The sequence below is a fragment of the Microbacterium sp. MMO-35 genome, from assembly GCF_037147555.1.
Taxonomy (GTDB): domain Bacteria; phylum Actinomycetota; class Actinomycetes; order Actinomycetales; family Microbacteriaceae; genus Microbacterium.
Genome location: NZ_JBBCVH010000016.1, coordinates 20,624 through 36,716 on the forward strand (window position 1 = coordinate 20,624; position 16,093 = coordinate 36,716).

General features: G+C 66.2%; 17 protein-coding genes and 2 tRNA genes. 15 read left to right on the forward strand and 4 right to left on the reverse strand.

Going from position 1 to position 16,093, the window contains the following annotated elements; genetic code table 11:
• The first annotated feature begins 24 nt into the window (after nt 1-24).
• The 5 genes from serS (at nt 25) to WFJ01_RS18635 (ending at nt 4,157) form a co-directional block, all read left to right on the forward strand.
• Nucleotides 25-1,356: a serine--tRNA ligase gene (gene serS, locus WFJ01_RS18615; RefSeq protein ID WP_336629972.1), complete on the forward strand. Its 1,332-nt coding sequence runs from the start codon at nt 25-27 to the stop codon at nt 1,354-1,356.
• Nucleotides 1,353-2,204 carry an HAD family hydrolase gene (locus WFJ01_RS18620; RefSeq protein ID WP_336629973.1) on the forward strand — a complete coding sequence of 284 codons (852 nt, stop codon included), beginning with the start codon at nt 1,353-1,355 and terminating at the stop codon, nt 2,202-2,204. The genes serS and WFJ01_RS18620 overlap by 4 nt, the downstream gene beginning before the upstream one ends.
• Before the next feature lie 176 nt (nt 2,205-2,380).
• A tRNA-Ser gene (locus WFJ01_RS18625) sits at nt 2,381-2,465 on the forward strand.
• A gap of 53 nt (nt 2,466-2,518) precedes the next feature.
• The gene (locus tag WFJ01_RS18630) at nt 2,519-3,808 is read left to right on the forward strand and encodes an LCP family protein (RefSeq protein ID WP_336629974.1); all 1,290 of its coding nucleotides are present in this window, start codon (nt 2,519-2,521) and stop codon (nt 3,806-3,808) included.
• Between the two features lie 257 nt (nt 3,809-4,065).
• A tRNA-Ser gene (locus WFJ01_RS18635) sits at nt 4,066-4,157 on the forward strand.
• Here WFJ01_RS18635 and WFJ01_RS18640 read toward each other — a convergent pair.
• From WFJ01_RS18640 to WFJ01_RS18650, 4 genes are all read right to left on the reverse strand, one after another.
• On the reverse strand, nt 4,136-5,308 hold the full coding sequence (locus tag WFJ01_RS18640) for a tyrosine-type recombinase/integrase (protein WP_336629975.1): 1,173 nt from the start codon (nt 5,306-5,308) through the stop codon (nt 4,136-4,138). The two genes, WFJ01_RS18635 and WFJ01_RS18640, sit on opposite strands and share 22 nt — an antisense overlap.
• Nucleotides 5,305-5,544, reverse strand: a complete 240-nt coding sequence (locus tag WFJ01_RS19110) for a helix-turn-helix domain-containing protein (protein ID WP_442928070.1) — start codon at nt 5,542-5,544, stop codon at nt 5,305-5,307. The genes WFJ01_RS18640 and WFJ01_RS19110 overlap by 4 nt, the downstream gene beginning before the upstream one ends.
• Before the next feature lie 235 nt (nt 5,545-5,779).
• Nucleotides 5,780-7,054 carry a hypothetical protein gene (locus WFJ01_RS18645; RefSeq protein WP_336629976.1) on the reverse strand — a complete coding sequence of 425 codons (1,275 nt, stop codon included), beginning with the start codon at nt 7,052-7,054 and terminating at the stop codon, nt 5,780-5,782.
• A gap of 2 nt (nt 7,055-7,056) precedes the next feature.
• On the reverse strand, nt 7,057-7,347 hold the full coding sequence (locus tag WFJ01_RS18650; protein WP_336629977.1) for a hypothetical protein: 291 nt from the start codon (nt 7,345-7,347) through the stop codon (nt 7,057-7,059).
• A 439-nt stretch (nt 7,348-7,786) separates the two neighbouring features.
• On the opposite strand from WFJ01_RS18650, the gene WFJ01_RS18655 reads away from it, so the two are divergent.
• From WFJ01_RS18655 to WFJ01_RS18700, 10 genes are all read left to right on the forward strand, one after another.
• The gene (locus tag WFJ01_RS18655; protein WP_336629978.1) at nt 7,787-8,488 is read left to right on the forward strand and encodes a hypothetical protein; all 702 of its coding nucleotides are present in this window, start codon (nt 7,787-7,789) and stop codon (nt 8,486-8,488) included.
• 231 nt (nt 8,489-8,719) lie between these two features.
• The gene (locus WFJ01_RS18660; RefSeq protein WP_336629979.1) at nt 8,720-9,403 is read left to right on the forward strand and encodes an SAF domain-containing protein; all 684 of its coding nucleotides are present in this window, start codon (nt 8,720-8,722) and stop codon (nt 9,401-9,403) included.
• Nucleotides 9,400-10,230, forward strand: a complete 831-nt coding sequence (locus tag WFJ01_RS18665; RefSeq protein WP_336629980.1) for a hypothetical protein — start codon at nt 9,400-9,402, stop codon at nt 10,228-10,230. Before WFJ01_RS18660 ends, WFJ01_RS18665 begins: the two co-directional genes overlap by 4 nt.
• Nucleotides 10,230-11,825: an ATPase, T2SS/T4P/T4SS family gene (locus WFJ01_RS18670; protein ID WP_336629981.1), complete on the forward strand. Its 1,596-nt coding sequence runs from the start codon at nt 10,230-10,232 to the stop codon at nt 11,823-11,825. Before WFJ01_RS18665 ends, WFJ01_RS18670 begins: the two co-directional genes overlap by 1 nt.
• The gene (locus WFJ01_RS18675) at nt 11,822-12,679 is read left to right on the forward strand and encodes a type II secretion system F family protein (protein WP_336629982.1); all 858 of its coding nucleotides are present in this window, start codon (nt 11,822-11,824) and stop codon (nt 12,677-12,679) included. The genes WFJ01_RS18670 and WFJ01_RS18675 overlap by 4 nt, the downstream gene beginning before the upstream one ends.
• Nucleotides 12,676-13,560, forward strand: a complete 885-nt coding sequence (locus WFJ01_RS18680; protein WP_336629983.1) for a hypothetical protein — start codon at nt 12,676-12,678, stop codon at nt 13,558-13,560. The genes WFJ01_RS18675 and WFJ01_RS18680 overlap by 4 nt, the downstream gene beginning before the upstream one ends.
• 231 nt (nt 13,561-13,791) lie before the next feature.
• Nucleotides 13,792-14,124, forward strand: coding sequence for a hypothetical protein (locus WFJ01_RS18685; RefSeq protein ID WP_336629984.1), 333 nt, complete (start codon nt 13,792-13,794; stop codon nt 14,122-14,124).
• Nucleotides 14,121-14,567 (forward strand): hypothetical protein, encoded by a 447-nt coding sequence (locus tag WFJ01_RS18690; RefSeq protein ID WP_336629985.1) that lies wholly within the window; start codon nt 14,121-14,123, stop codon nt 14,565-14,567. Before WFJ01_RS18685 ends, WFJ01_RS18690 begins: the two co-directional genes overlap by 4 nt.
• Before the next feature lie 4 nt (nt 14,568-14,571).
• On the forward strand, nt 14,572-14,946 hold the full coding sequence (locus WFJ01_RS18695) for a hypothetical protein (protein ID WP_336629986.1): 375 nt from the start codon (nt 14,572-14,574) through the stop codon (nt 14,944-14,946).
• Nucleotide 14,947: 1 nt separating this feature from the next.
• Nucleotides 14,948-15,586, forward strand: coding sequence for a hypothetical protein (locus WFJ01_RS18700; protein WP_336629987.1), 639 nt, complete (start codon nt 14,948-14,950; stop codon nt 15,584-15,586).
• Nucleotides 15,587-16,093 lie beyond the last annotated feature (507 nt).

The following is a 16,093-nucleotide window of genomic DNA, read 5'->3' on the forward strand; positions in this document are numbered from 1 at the left end:
CCTGCGACGCCCTAGACTTGAACGGTGATCGACCTCGCCCTTCTCCGCGACGAGCCGGAGCTCGTCCGTCAGTCCCAGGCCGCGCGCGGCAACGCGCCCGAGACCGTCGATGCGGCGATCGAGGCCGACCGATCGCGCCGCGCCGCGCTCGCGGCGTTCGAGGAGCTGCGCGCCGAGCAGAACGCGTTCGGCAAGCAGGTCGCGAAGGCGCCGAAGGAGGAGAAGGCCGCCCTGGTCGCGCAGGCGAAGGATCTCGCCGAGCGCGTGAAGCAGGCGCAGGCCGCGTCGAACGAGGCCGCCGAGGTCGCCGCCGACGCGCTCGCCGCGATCGAGAACGTGGTGATCGACGGGGTGCCCGCCGGAGGCGAGGAGGACTTCGTCGAGCTGCGTCGTGTGGGGGAGACCCCGACCTTCGACTTCGAGCCCCGCGATCACCTCGCGATCGGCGAACTGCTCGGCGCGATCGACATGGAGCGCGGTGCGAAGGTCTCCGGCGCCCGGTTCTACTTCCTCACCGGGATCGGCGCGCGCCTCGAGATCGCGCTCATGAACCTCGCCCTCGACAAGGCGCTCTCCGCCGGGTTCACCCCCATGATCGTGCCGACCCTCGTCCGGCCCGAGATCATGCAGGGAACCGGGTTCCTCGGCAACCACGCCGACGAGGTCTACCACCTGGACAAGGACGACGACCTGTACCTCGTCGGCACGAGCGAGGTGGCCCTGGCCGGCTATCACTCCGGTGAGATCGTGGATCTCACCCGCGGCGCCCTGCGCTACGCGGGCTGGTCCACCTGCTACCGCCGCGAGGCCGGGTCCTACGGCAAGGACACTCGCGGCATCATCCGTGTGCACCAGTTCAACAAGCTCGAGATGTTCGTCTACACGACCCCGGAGGACGCCGAGGCCGAGCACCTGCGCCTCGTCGCGCTGCAGGAGGAGATGCTCACCGCGCTCGGGCTGTCCTACCGGGTGATCGACGTCGCCGCCGGGGATCTCGGATCCAGCGCCGCGCGCAAGTACGACATCGAGGCGTGGGTGCCGACCCAGGGTGCGTTCCGCGAGCTCACCTCCACCTCGAACTGCACCACGTACCAGGCGCGCCGGCTCGACATCCGGCACCGCCCCGCCGCCCCGGCGGGCTCGAGCGAGGGCGGCGCGAAGACGCAGCACGTGGCGACCCTGAACGGCACGCTCGCCACCACGCGCTGGATCGTCGCGATCCTCGAGACGCACCAGCAGGAGGACGGATCCGTGCGGGTGCCGGAGGTGCTCCGGCCCTATCTCGGCGGACTCGAGGTGCTGCGGCCCCTCGGCGCCCCTTCGGCGGGCTCGGGGACCGAGGGCGCGGACGCATGACCTCGCCCTGGCTCATCGCCCTCGACATCGACGGCACCATCCTGCTGCAGGACGAGACGATGAGCCCCGGCGTCGTCGACACGGTGGCTCGCGCGCGCGACGCCGGCCACGAGGTCATGCTCGCCACCGGGCGCAGCTGGATGGCGACGCATCGCTTCCTGGACGCCCTCGACATCCGGCCCGAGTACGTCGTGTGCTCGAACGGCGCGGTCACGATGCGCCGCAAGGACGACGTGATCCCCGGCCCTGCCTCCGAGGGCTACGAGCGCTGGAACGTGGAGACGTTCGACCCCACCGCGGTGCTGGAGCTGCTGCACGACCGCCTGCCCGACGCGCGGTACATGGTGGAGCTGGGATCCGGTCAGCGTCTGTACACGGCGGAGCTCGACGACTGGACGCTCGACGGCGGCCGCGAGGTGCTGTTCGACGAGCTCGGCGTCGAGGAGGTGTCGCGCGTCGTCGTGGTCTCGCCCGGCCACGACGAGGACGACTTCCACCGGCTGGTGCAGGATGCGGGGCTCAACGAGGTGTCGTACGCCATCGGCTGGACCGCGTGGCTCGACATCGCCCCGCGCGGCGTCGACAAGGGCACGGCGCTCGCCCGCGTGCAGGACGCGCGAAACGATGCGGGCGACCATGTCTTCGTCGCCGGGGACGGCCGCAACGACCTCGGGATGTTCTCCTGGGCGCGCGGCCTCGGCGGCCGGGCCGTGGCCATGGGGCAGGCTCCGGACGAGGTCAGGGCGGCGGCGGGCGAGGTCACCGGAGACGTCGAGGACGGCGGCCTCGCAGCCGCGATCGAGCGCATCGTGCTCGCGGTCCCCGCGGCGGGCGCCCGGAGGGTTTGAGCGCGGTGCGCCCCACTGGCGGTGCGCCCCACTGGCGGCGCGTCCTTCCGACGGCTGACCTGGGCCCCCGTTCAGGGGCTGTCCAGGCGTTCCGGGCACAATGGGGATGCGCTCATCAGGCGCCGCCCGGTTCTCCGTTAGACTCGACCCCTGTTCGGCATGCGAAGGCATGCCGAGGAGAGTTGTCCGAGCGGCCGAAGGACCTGGTCTTGAAAACCAGTGGGCAGCAATGTCCCGTGGGTTCGAATCCCACACTCTCCGCTGAGTGAGCGCAGGGTGGCGCGGGTCACCCGCAGATCCGTGAAAGGCACCGAGTGAGCGCGACGTCCCGAACCCGACGCCCCGTCGCCGGACACGGCCAGTTGAGCCGACCGAGCGCCTGGGGTCAGCTCCTGAAGATCCTCGGCATCGCGATGTCGGTCGTGCTCGTCTCGGGCCTCGGGGTCGCCGCCTACATCGGCTACGACCTGACCCACACCTACACCGCGAAGGCGGTGACGCTGGACGGCGAGAAGTCGGTGCCGCCGGATCTCGGGGCGATCAAGGGCGGCGTGAACATGCTGCTGGTTGGCAGCGACGCCTGCGAGGACGACTTCAAGGCCGAGTTCGGCGACCGATGCTCGGATCCCGAGAACGCCGGCGAGCGGAATGACACGAACCTGCTGCTGCACATCTCGGACAACCCGCGTCGTGTGACCGTCATCACCTTCCCCCGCGACCTCATGGTCCCGATCCCGTCCTGCGTCGACTCGGACGGGAACGACACCAGCCCCGCGTCGAAGCAGGCGATCAACACGACCCTCGAGCTCGGCGGCCCGAAGAACGGCCTGGCGTGCGTCGCCCGCACGGTCAGCAAGGTGTCCGGACTGGACATCCAGTTCGCGGCCAAGATCACCTGGGGCGGCGTGATGAAGGTCACCGACGCGATCGGCGGCGTCGACGTCTGCATCGCGAACGGCATGTCCGACCCCGACACCGGGCTGAACCTCGAGGCCGGCACGCACACGCTGCAGGGCTACTGGGCACTGCAGTTCCTTCGCACCCGCCACGGCGTCGGCGACGGAAGCGACCTCGGCCGCGGCAGCAACCAGCAGGTGTACATGTCGTCGCTCGCACGCAAGATGATGTCGGCCGAGGTGCTCACCAACCCCGGCACGCTGCTGAAGCTCGCGAACACGGTGATGTCGAACGTCACGCCCAGCACGAGCCTGACGAGCCCGACGCTGCTGGTGCAGATCGCACTGGCGATGAAGGACGTCCCGCTCGACCAGATCAACTTCGTGAACTATCCGGTGTTCGCGGATCCGGATGACCCCAACAAGGTCGTGCCCGACTACGACAGCGCCGACAAGCTCTGGGCCGCGCTCGCCGCGAACGAGCAGATCCAGGTGACCGGGCAGCGCAACGACGCGGTCGTCTCCGCGACGCCGACGCCGACGGACCCGGCGACGACGGACCCGGCGACGACGGACCCGGCGACGACCGACCCGAACGCGACGCCGACCCCCGGCGCCACGGCGGGCCCGGTCCAGCTTCCGGAGAACATCGCCGGTCAGTCGGCCGCGCAGCAGACCTGCTCGAACGGCAACGGCTACTCGGGCTGATCCCGCCCTGCGCCCGCTCGGGGAGCCCGGTGGCCGGGCGCCCCGGGGAGTGTCGTGCCCGGTGACGTGACGATCTGCACACCGTGTGACGATCGGCACACGTGCTGACGGGGATCCGTGTGCTGATCGTCGCATCGCGTGCTGATCGTCACACGGTGCCCTTTCCTGAGGTCGCCCGCCCGCCCGCCCGCGCTCGGTTCGCGCCGCCCCTGCGGACCCGTTAGGATGGTCCCTGGTGTTCGGCCCGCCGGACATCTGGAGACGTCGCATAGTCAGGCCTAGTGCACCACCCTGCTAAGGTGGAGTCCTCGCAAGGGGACCGAGGGTTCAAATCCCTCCGTCTCCGCCATTTTTTACCTGGTCAGAGAGCGTTTTCTGAAATGCTTCCGGCCTTCCTTCCTCCCGCGATTCGTGTTCGGATGCGCTCGCAGGGGAGTGTGAGGGGAGCGGCGCGTTCAGGCGGCGCAGTGCTTCAATGTCCTGCGCCTCGCCGAGAACGTGCGCATAGACCTTTAGAACTGTTCGCGGATCGTCACCCAGCCACGCAGCGACCTGGTTGATCGGGATCCCCTGGCGAAGCCAGGAACTGGCCGCGTAGTGCCGCAGATCGTGAATGGTGTGATCCGGCGACGTCTTCGTCCACGCGACGGCGCGCCGAAAGTATGAGCCTCGGAGCTGGAGACCGGTCGCGCTCGTCGCGAGATAGACCGCCGGACCTTTGCCCGATGCCCACGTTTGGGCGATCTCATGCGCACGTGCGACAAGCGGAACGGTACGACGGCCGCGAGCCGATTTTGGAGCCTTCTCGGCGTAGCCATCGCTCTGTGCGCGGAGCACCTGCACGGCGGGGAACGGGACGTCCTGTAGATCGGCGACCCGCAGTGCGCGCAGCTCCGACCATCGGAGCCCGGTCAGGCTCAACCACTCCGTGATGACAGCATCACGTGGGGATATGGCTCGCTGCGCATCAAGGATCGCCGCCAACGCCGAGCGGGTCAGGGTGCCACTGTCGTGAGCCTGGACGGATCCCGAGGGCATTCGGACTTCGCGGACGGGGTTGGTGGGTGTCCAGCGTTCGCGGACGGCCCAGGTCCACAGTGCCGAGAGGGTCGTTCGCATGCGAGACACCGTGGAGTGTGCACGCATGCTCAGGAGGTCGGTGAGGAGTCCGAGCACGTCGGCCTCAGATACTGATCCGATCGGTCGGGCCGCGAATTTTGGTGGCAGCGCGGCGATGTTGTCGCGGTCGGTTCGCCACGTATGTGGTGCGACCTGACCGGCGCGCGCAGCCAAGAACTCGGCGGCGACCTCCATCACTGGCGTACGTGTCTGTTGGGGTGCGACGAAGCCGCCGCTGTGCAGCGCCTCCTTCTGCTGGCGTTCCCAGGCTTCCGCGGCGCGCTTCGTGGTGAATGTCTGGTCGGCGATCACCCTGCCACCGGAATGGAGTCGAACGCGCCACCGCACGCCGGCTACGCTCTCTCTTCGTTCGATGCTCATGACCGTAGGCCAGCAAGGCGATGAACCTCGGCGACGGCGTAGACGCGGCGGGCTCCGACGAGAAGGGGCTCGACTGGAAGAGTCCCTTCTCGAACGCGACGAGAGATGGTCGACGGATGCACTCGGAGCAACGAAGCCAACTCGGCCTCTGTGTACCAGAGCTTCTCGCTGGCCTCCGTCGTGGCCGGCGTGACGTTCATCGACGAGGGCTGGGGGTGGATGGACCGGATCTTCATGGTTAGCCCTTCAGTAGATCTTCATGTCGTCATTCCTTGGCCGCTCATCGGGAGCGGCCCTTTTCTAGAAGGGGTGCAGAGAAGTGTGCGGAACCGACATTGGTGTGAATAGCCCGCAACTAGGTAATTAAACTACACAGACTGATCCATTGGAAGCAACCCTGGGAGATGCCCGGAGACGGAGTGAGCCGTTGCGGGGCTGGCCGGGTGATCGGGTACGGGGTGACGAGGCTCGCTACAGGTGTGGCCCGCGTCGGCGAGTGCTCGCTGACGGCGGGGCCTCTTTTTGCTCGATTTGATGCGCCTCGCTCGTCTGCGGAGCGTGATCTGTCGAGGACGATCGGACAGCGTTCGCTTCCTGCGCGAACTGTTCCGCCGCGTTACTGGCGCCCCGGAGAGTGGCGCTCACCCCCTCAATGCGTGCCGTGATCTCGCTGTTCTGCGCGCGCTTCAAGCGGTGGCTCGAGATGTGTCCCCCCGGCGAATCGCGGGCTTGGCGAACGCGGAGGCGTGCTTCTCGGCGTACAGCCGGGATTGCGAGCTCCATGGCGCGGTGCCGTGTTTCGGCGTCGATGTCGAATGGTGCCCCGCCGCGCGTCTGACGGGCTACGGAGTCCAGGGTGACTTCCTCGCGGAGGCGCTTTCCGTGTGGAAGCTGAAGGATCCGATCCGCATGGTGAGGGAGCGCGCGGGTTATCATGTCGACCTCGATCTCGATCAGTCGCCACCGAGTTTCGAACTGCTCCTCCTCGCGTCGATCGCGCGCGGCGACGGCGGCTGCGATGTCCTGGGCCTCGCGCCACAGCTCCCGCATGCGACATGCCGTCACGGGCCTTGCGAAGAATGCTGAGGACTGCTCGACGTGCTCAGCACGTTCGTTCTTGGTCCATCGGTGGCGTGGCCTGGGTGGGAGCCCCAGTTCTTGTCGGCGGCGTTCCCGACGCTTCCGTTCGCGGTTGTCGCGGTTGACGGCCAGCCGCCCTTCGGGAGTGGAACGGCGCGCGCGTTGCTGAGCGAGGATCCGATCCTTGTTTTGCGCGACGTAGTCTCGCTGTGCTCGGGCCTTGAGGGGATCTTTCCGGTCCCTGGCCGCACGCTCACGCTGTTTGGACAGGATCTCCTCTTTGTTCCGCTGATAGTAGTCTCGGCCGGCTTTGAGGACCTTGTCCCGGTTCGCCGCCTGCCAGCGATCGCGACGTTCCTTCAGGCGCTCAGGATTCGCTGCCGCCCATTCGCGCGCTCGCTGCCGATCCTTTTCTCGGCGCTCTGCAGCCTTCTTGGCCGCATCACGGCGGCGTTGCGCGGCGAGCCGTTCACGTTCGTTGACACGGGCGCGGTTGCTCGCGTTGTACTCGTTCGCGTAGGCACGCACGTGTTCGGCGTTGGCCTCACGCCACCGGCGGTGGCTCGCGCGGACGCGATCGGGATTCTCCAGCTCCCACCGTCGTTGTGTTTCTCGATTTCGCGCTCGACGCGCCGCGTTTGCTGCCGCCTCGCCTTCGTCGGCCACGCCTACTCACCGTGTCCGTCGGGATCCGCATCAGCATCGTCGGTGAGGCTGTCGAGAGTGTCGTTCAGCACCTCTCTGTATGCGGTTGGATCGATGATGGTCCTGGCGACGAGATCCCGGACCACGCGCGCGTCTTCGTCGGCAAGTTGTCCCGCGGCTGGCTCCAGACACCAGGAGACTTCCTGCTGGAGGTCAAAGGCGATCTCATCGGCGTGGATCTCCGGGTAGTACGCGAAAGCGCTGAAGGCGACCCTCTGGGCAAGCTCGCCACGGGCTTCTTCTGTGATGGACATTGGGTTCCTTCCGGATCAGTGATTGGTGCTCCGACTCTGCAGAACGGTCGCGCGAAACGCCGGGTCGGTTCGGCCTGCCTGTGGACAGACACGGCGGACCAGAGTTGCGAAGAGACGAGCGGACGAACGCCCCGTCGCGTGATCGGGCATCCTGACGATCCCGTTCCGCCCGAAATACGGCTCCGAACCTCCCGCCCCTAAGAGGCGCACTGAGGGAGGCAGAACCGACATTGAGGACGGGCGAACTTCTTGCGCACGGCCTCAATACATGCGAACGCCGCGGAAATCCGCGGTTCTGCGGGCGTATCGGGAGCGCGGCCGCGCGCAAGCTTGGCCGCGAATACACGCACAAGTACACGCTCGCTGAGGAGCGTCGGTGGCGATCAGTCCGTCACGTTCGGGAGCTCCGATGTCCTCAGCAATCCAGGCCACACCCCTCATGACCCGCCTCAACCTCGAGTGGTCACACACCCTCGTCGATCGTGAGCACGAATTTGGCGCGCTGGGCGTACGCGTCTGTGGTGAGCTGTTCGACGAGGTGCGCGCGTCCCGCGGCGCAGCCCAGGACCGAGCCCTTTACGAACTGCTGGCGCTCACCCGAGACGGAGACAAGACGGCAGAGCGGATGTTGGTGCAGGTACTCCTGCCTGTCGCGCAACGGATGGCTCACAGGGTCCGAGGGCTTGGCGAATTCGACCGCGTCGATCGGGTCGGTCTCGCGATCGGCAAAGCATGGGAGATGATCCACCTCTTCACCGAGACCAAGATGCATCTTCACGAGAAGGTCTTCTCGAACCTCACCATGGGACTGATCGGGCTGCTCGCGCCTGCGAAGACGAAGAACGACGAACTGATCGCTGACCGCACCTCACCGGTCAGTGACGAGGTGCTGGAGATAGTGACTGGCGTGTGGCAGGAGCCGGCCCCCGCGCTCGAGGTCCTTGCTCTGAGACTGTTCACCTGGGCAAGGCGCGCGGGAGTGCTCACGGGCGACGAGACCGCGCTGTTGGCGCGGGTGGCAATCGAGGAGGAGCGCCAGACAGACATCGCCGTAGAGCTGGGTGTGACGGTCGACTGCGTGAACGCCCGTGTCGCTCGCGCCCGCCGAAAGCTCAAGGCCGCGTATGTCGCGACCGCTTAAGGGCAGTCCACCTTGGCAAGGCGTCACCTGAATCTGGATGACGACCCCGGACAAACCCTACTTCGGGGTCGTGCACACCAATTTTTGGTCGAGATCTATTTATCTGTTCCGCGAAGTGCATAGTCTGGACGTGATCGTCGGGGGGCATCGAGATTCGGGCCAGTTGTCGGTTCGCGTCGTGAGGGACCGCCCCTTGTAGGTAGCGGATGTCTCTCGGAAGGACACGATGCGATGATCACGGAAGACAGGCCCAGCCAGAGCACAGAGGAGACGGCAGGGCGCTCCACTGGCAAGGCCGTCGAGGTCAAGCCCGTTCGTACCCGTGCACCGGCCTCCCGAGGCGTCATCGCTGCCGCGTTCATCGTTCTGGGCATGGTCGTGAGCTACTTCATCTTCGTCAACGCGTCGAACGCGACGCAGGTGTGGGTGGCGAAGAGCGCGATCGTCCGCGGCCACACGATCGTGCAGGACGACCTCACCACGTTGTCGATCGCCGCAGGGCAGGACTCCACGGCGATCCCGCAGGCGAAGGCCGATCAGATCCTCGGCAAAGTCGCGACAACTGACCTCCCCGCGGGCGCACTCGTGACCATGTCGTCCATCTCCGACCATCTCCAGGTTCCGAACGGCAAGGCTCTCGTCGGTATGACTCTCGGCCCCGCCAAGCTTCCAGCTCAGACTCTCCACGCTGGGGACAACGTCGTCCTGGTGCCCGTGCCCGCACAGGGCGCGGCTCCCGTCGATGTCACGGCCGTGGAGACCGTCCCGGCCGTCGTTTCGCAGATCCGGCCCGTTCCGAACACGAACGACGTCGTGGTCGATGTCTATGTCTCCCCCCAGGTTGCGCCGAACGTGGCCAGTAGGGGTGCCGCGGGCAGCCTTACCCTCTACCTCGCTCCTGGAGACTCCCAGTGACCGTCATCGCTCTGGCCAGTGTCGCCGGTGCCCCGGGGGTCACCACCGTGGCGTCGGCGCTGGCAGTGCACTGGAGACGTCCGGTCCTCCTCATCGAGGCGGACAACCGGGCGGTGTCCACGATGATGCCCGGATTCTTCCGCGCGAACCTTCTGCCGAGTGATGGCGGCATCGAGAAGTTGGCGTTCGCTGCTTCGCGGAATGTGCTCGAGGTCGAGGACCTCCTCAGCCCAGCGTTCAGGATCTCGATCGCCATGCACGAGCTGCAGCCGACCCTGGAGAGGCCCATCCCCGTGATCCCGGATGGGCACAAGATGTGGGTCATCCCTGGGTTCGTGAATCTGGCGGTCGCGGATGGCGTCCACGGGCTGTGGGCCAAGCTCCCTCGCCTGCTCGTCGAGCTCGGCGATGCCGGCATCGACGTGATCATCGACCTGGGGCACCTGAGCGTCGACGACTCCCGATTGGCGATCATCGACACCGCCGACCGCGTCCTGCTCGGCATGTCGTCGACGATGATCGACCTCAATCGAGCCCACCGGCGCCTGCAACTGCCAGATCTCGCGACCCGGACCCGGGCCCTCGCGGGGGAGCGGTACTGGATCCTCCTGAACACGCCTGCCGCGCAGGGCGTCCCGGCAAGGGACTTCTCCACTCACCTGATCCCCGTCATCGGTACCCTCCCGTTCGACCCCTCCGGCGCCGCGGTGTTCTCCCATGGCCAGCCCGACTCGAAGCCCTCCCGCAACGGCTACCGAAGTGCGATCCGCCGTCTCGTGCAGGACCTCCTGTCCCTGAGCACCCGCGACCAGAGGAGTGTCAGCTGATGCGCGATCAGCCCGAGATCGAGATCTCGACCAGCCCCTTCTTCGGTGACCTTCTAAGATCCCCTGTCCAGTCGGAAGCGCCCACCCCGAGTTCCCGGGGACGCGAAAATCGTCACCTCCTGGACGTGATGACTGGGGGTTTCCGTCCGCCGCTGCACATTGTTGACGACGAGGATGAGGTCCCCAGCGAGTCCGACCACGCCCTAGGCTCACCCTCGGACGCACCCTCACGCCGGCGGGAGGCCACCGAGAGCCGCCCCGTCGGGTTCCTCAACGTTGATTGGACGCTTGTGCGCACCCTCACGCGGGAACTGGAGATCTCCGACGACACCGCTGGTCGCCCGCGCAGCTCCTTTGATGTCGCGGTCGCCTCGGCATCCCCCGAGACCGACGCAGAGGAGCGCACCTGGGCTCAGATCGAGCGCATCATCGAGCGACGCAGCACCACCGACACCGCTGCCAAGGGCGCCGATCACGACTGGAACGAGTCCAAGCGGGCGCACTACGCACAGGCGATCTTCGACCAGGCGCACCGCTACGGGCGGATCAGCCAATATCTGCGCGAGCCCGATATCGAAGATGTCTCTGTCGTGGGGTTCAAGAACGTCGTCGTCACTAAGACCGACGGCACGAGGCAAAAGCGCTCTCCGATCGCGGACAGCGATAAGGACTTGGAGGACATGATCGCCGAGATCGCCTCCTACCGCGGCCGTACGTTCGCCAAGCCCTCCGGGCACATCGACCTCGACATCGGAGGCGCCCGGCTCTCGGCCACAGGCGTCGGCATCACCTCCGCCACCAACCTCACCCTGCGCATGCACAACCTTGTCGACGTCAGCCTCGAAGACCTGATCAGGAAGCGGACGATCTCAACGAAGATGGCCAAGTTTCTCGCTGCCGCGTCTCGCGCACACCGCTGCATCTTCGTCGCCGGGTACCCCAGTGCGGGGAAGACCACCATGCTTCGCGCTCTTGCCTCCACCCTCCCTCCGGAGGAGAAGGTGGCAACCATCGAGACCGAGCACGAACTGTACCTGGGCAAAGTCGAGCACAGGCACTGGCAGGTCCAGGACCTGCAGTACGTGCCTCCCCAGTCTGCCGGCGCCGACAGCAACGCAGGATTCACGCTGGCCAAGTGCCTCGACATGGCCCTGCGTGCCTCTGCCCAGATCATCCTGTTCGCCGAGATCAAGAGCATTGAGGGTCCGATCGCCCTCCAGGCGATGGAAGCCGGACGCGCATCGATGTCGACCATCCATGCCCGCAGCGCAGACGACGCGATCCACCGTTTCGCGGACGTGCTCATGGGTGAGCTCGGTCTCTCCAGCGATGTTGTCCCGCTGCGCCAGATCGGCCGCTGTATCGACCTCATCGTCTACATCGACTTCATCGAGAACCTAGATGGCACCCGCCGTCGCGTCGTCACCCAAGTTGCCGAAGTCGTCCCGAACGACGCGAGGGAACCGATGGCGGCCCTGCTCTTCGAGTACGACCCTGACCTGGACGACTGGACTAATCCGGAGAAACCCTCCACACGCCTCGCAAAGCCCCTGCGCCGACTCGGCTACGACTGGAACAAAGAGGTGCTGGGATGAACCTCCTCGCGGCACTCGCCGGCGGAATCGTCGCCGGCGGGATCGTGCTGCTCATCACCTACTTCCGGCCGGCGCCGGCCAAGCCGCCGAAGCCGAAGAAGCCCAGCCTCACGACGCGCTGGAAGCGGTTGGGCAAGACAACCCGCGTGAACTTCGTGATCGGGCTGGTTCTTGGCGTTCTTGCGGCAGCGATCACCGGGTTCCCGGTGATGGTCCTCCTCGGGCCGACTGCGATGATCGGCCTCCCCGTGCTCCTCGGGAAACCGTCTATTCATGAGCGGGACTTGGTACTGGGCCTCGAGACGTGGGCACGATCACTCGCGAGCACCTCGGAGACGGGAGCGTTCACCCTGCGTGAAGTCATCACGATCACCCAGGGCAGCGCCCCGCCGATATTGCAGAAGCCCGTGAACCGCCTTGTTGCGCGGATGAGCACCACGTGGTCAACCGCCGACGCACTCCACGCCTTCGCGGATGATCTGGACAACATCTACTCCGACGAGGTCGTCATCTACCTGATTCAGGCGGCCGAGTTCAATGCCGGCGGACTCTCTACGGCGCTTACGGGCGTGGCGGACAATCTCAGCTCGCAGGCAAAGCAGAAGCTCGAAACCGAGGCTGAGCTCGCCAAGCCCCGTCAGACCATGATCACGATGACCGCCATCATGGGGCTGGCTCTCGCCTGGATCCTCCTGTCCGCCTCGAGCCCGCAGATGCAGTTCTTCCGTACTCCCGTGGGCGCCATCGCGCTCACGATCGTGCTCGGGGTGTTCTTGCTGCTGATGATCTGGGCGAAGGCCCTCGCGCGTCCTGTCGTACTGCCCCGGATCCTCCAGCGCGGAGAGCTGTCATGAACCCCCTCCTGTTGGCTCTTCCTGGCCTCCTGGTCGGTATCGGACTCGCGCTGCTGCTTTTGACGTACGCGCCACGCACCGTGCACGGCGGTGACGCGCTCGCACGTTTGGGGCAAGCTGCGGTCATCGCGCCCACGACGGCGGCGCCGCTGTCGCGGTGGGACCGTGCGGGCAGCTGGCTCGCACAGCACATCCCACAGGTGAAGTTCCTCGGCCCGCCCACTCGCGACCTCGAGCTGCTCGAGATCCCCGTGTCCCGCTTCTACGCACGCAAGATCCAGCTCGCCCTGTTCGGTTTCTTCGCACCTGTCGTCTTGTCCCTGTTCCTGCAGCTGGTCGTACGCCAGCCCGTGACGCTGCCGCTGCTCGCTAGCCCGTTCGCCGGATTCATCATGTGGATGGCCACCGACAGCCAAGTTCGCGCGAAAGCGGCCGACGCCCGCCGCGAGTTCACCCGGTTCGTGAGCGTCTACCTCAAGCTCGTCGCCGTCGCCCTGCTCGGCAACTCCACGGCAGACAGCGCCTTGAGCAACGCCGCGACAGTGTCGGACACCTGGGTGTTCCAGAGGATCCGGCGGGAATACGCTCAGGCCGAGATCACCCGCACGAGCAAGTGGGATGCCATCGAAAGGCTCGGCGAACAGGTGCAGATCGAATCTCTCGGCGAGCTCGGACGCATGATGCGCCTCTCCGAAGCACGCGTCGGCCTGCGCGACCAACTGATCGCCGCGGACGAGAAGCTACGAAAGCTCGTCGACGCCGCAGACAAGGCGGCCGCCGCCAAAGCCACCCGTCGCACCCACACGCCGGTGTTCATGACGCTGATCCCGATCATCGGCCTCGTGATGCTCCCGGCAGTGTTCAGCTTCTTCAGCCTGTAAGGCCAATCGAAAGGAACACATCATGTTGGAAGACCTCCCTTGGAAGGCGATCCTCTCCGTGAGCGGAGCGGTTGCTGCTCTTGCACTCGTCGCCATCCTTACCCCCTGGGGGCAAGCGTTCATCACTGGCCACCTTCCCGGTTGAACATGGGAACTCGGACGCCGCCGGCACGCGGGAGGCGGCTCTTACAGCGCCTCCTGGATGACCAGGGGTGGGCGGGTACGCCTGTCATGCTCCTCGGCATCGTGTTCCTGCTGCTGATCGGGTTCCAGGCGACGCTGTGGCTGAACGGTAAGAACGTGTCGGAGGTCGCCACTCAGTCCGCCTACACGGTCGCCCGCGCTTACGAGTCGAACAACGACGCGGGTGTCGCGGCAGCGCAGCAGCTCCTCGACGGGCTCCCGGGATCACTTCGCGATGCGAAGATCACGATCACCCGCACCGTCGACACCGTCACGGTCACGGTCACCGGCCGTGTGGCGTCAGCGTTGCCGGGGGTCGAGCTGCCGCCCGTCACGTCCACGCTGACGGGGCCGGTAGAAAGGTGGGTGCCTGCGCAATGATCACCCGTCTCAGGCGGCTCCTCCGTGACGAAAGGGGAGACATCGAGGACCTCCCGGCGTGGACGATCCTGACCGTCATCAGCATCACTTTGTTGAGCATGATCCTGGTGTTCGGACGGGCAGGCGTCGTTGAGAAGACCGTCCAGGCCGCGGCCGCGGCCGCGGCTCGCGACGCTTCGCTGTCGCGCGGCGTGGATGCCGTCCCTCACGCCGTCTCCGCCGCGCGGATCGCGATGGGCAGCAACGTGACCTGTACGTCACTCGACGTCCGGGTCTACGGCAACGGGCTGAGCACCGGGCTGGGACAGGCAGGCACCGTATCCGCGGAAGTCACGTGCACCGTGTCGTATGGCGATCTCGTCTTCCCCGGCATGAATCTGCCTGGGTTCTTCACCGTCAAGAAGACTGCTTCAAGCCCTGTCGACCCGTACAGGGAGAGGTGACCCGATGAAGTTCCTCACGTGGTTTCTGGGTCTCTTCGTCATCTGCTTCATTTTCATGGGCTTCGTCGTCGATTCCTTCGGCAAGGTTCAGATGTTCCAGGAGGCACAGACAACCGCGCAATCGGCCGCTCGCGCCGGAACGAATGCGGCGACCGGGGCCAGCGTGAACGGTGACGCTTTCAACATCTCCGGCCCCATGGCGGCAACCGCAGCGCAGAACTATCTCGCCTCCGCTGGCGTCCGGGGCATGGTGACCGTGGGAGGAGACACCGTCACAGTCACCGTCGAAATGACCTACCTCCCACACATGCTCGGGCCCATCCCGCTCCCGCCCATCCCCGTCCACGCCACCGGGTCCGCACGACTGATCGGAAACTGACATGAACCGCCGCGCCGCCACCACTATCTCCGTCGCCACGCTCACCGTGGTCTCGGTGCTCGGGCTGACCGCGTGCGACCCGGGCACCCCCAAGCCCACCGGCAGCAGCAGCCCGTCTCCGACGGCAATGAGCACGCCGGTTGCCTCGGCAACCGATCGACCCATGCCCCCGCAGGCCGACGCACCCAAGGATGTGGGCGAAGCTATCGTCGCCGCGAACAAGACCTACGTCGCTTACCTCGAGGCGCAGATCCCCTTTAAGAAGGACCTCTCGCTCGGGGCTCAATACCTCAGCGGATACGTTTTGCAGGGCAGCCCAGCCTGGAATGTCCTGACCGACACCGCGGAGAAGAGCCCGACCTCGCCGATCAAGGAGGGGATGTTCGAGTGGACGCTCAACGGGGCGATGTCCTACGCATCGTCGTCGACCAACGGCACCAACGGGCAGAAGATCGAGAACGGCGCGGTTCATCTGTTCGGGTGCAGGGACAACACAAAGGTGACCTTCGCGAACGCTGAGGTGCCGAAGGGAAGCTTCCCAGTGGGAGCGGTACTTGTGTACGTGCCAGACGCGCACGCCTGGATGATCCAGGAAGACAAGTCTCTGACGGCCGCTGATGGGGAGATGCCGCAATGCTGAATTCAAAGCGGAGTCTGAGCGCCCTCGCCACCGCCCTGTTGGCCCCCGGCCTCGTGGTGGCCGGGGCTGTGGGACCGGCCGCTGCGAATACCTGCCATACCGACGACGCGGGCAACCAGGTCTGCAATGTAGAAACGGGTACCCATGGCAACCCCGGCCCCAATCCGGGCCCGGGGGCTGGACCCGCAGACTTCACTCCGGGGCCGACGAGCTGCGTCGACAGGTTCGCGAAGCCGGCGTCGGCGGAAATCCCATGTAGCAATGGCAAGGACTGGTGGGATAACGCTCGGCAGTGCTACTGGACTCTGGACGACCCGCAGCGGTCAGCTCCCGGCAGAGACCCCTCGGTGGGCGCCTTCTACAGCTGCGACCCACTGCCGAGCTTCTGTGCGGCAGTGAAGCGCCCTGGGTCTGATGGAGACTCGCGCTATTTGATTCCCACCAGCTGAGTGCGGTCGGCTTGGACAGCATAGAACGCCTGCTCGAACTCGGCAGGTGGGACGTCGC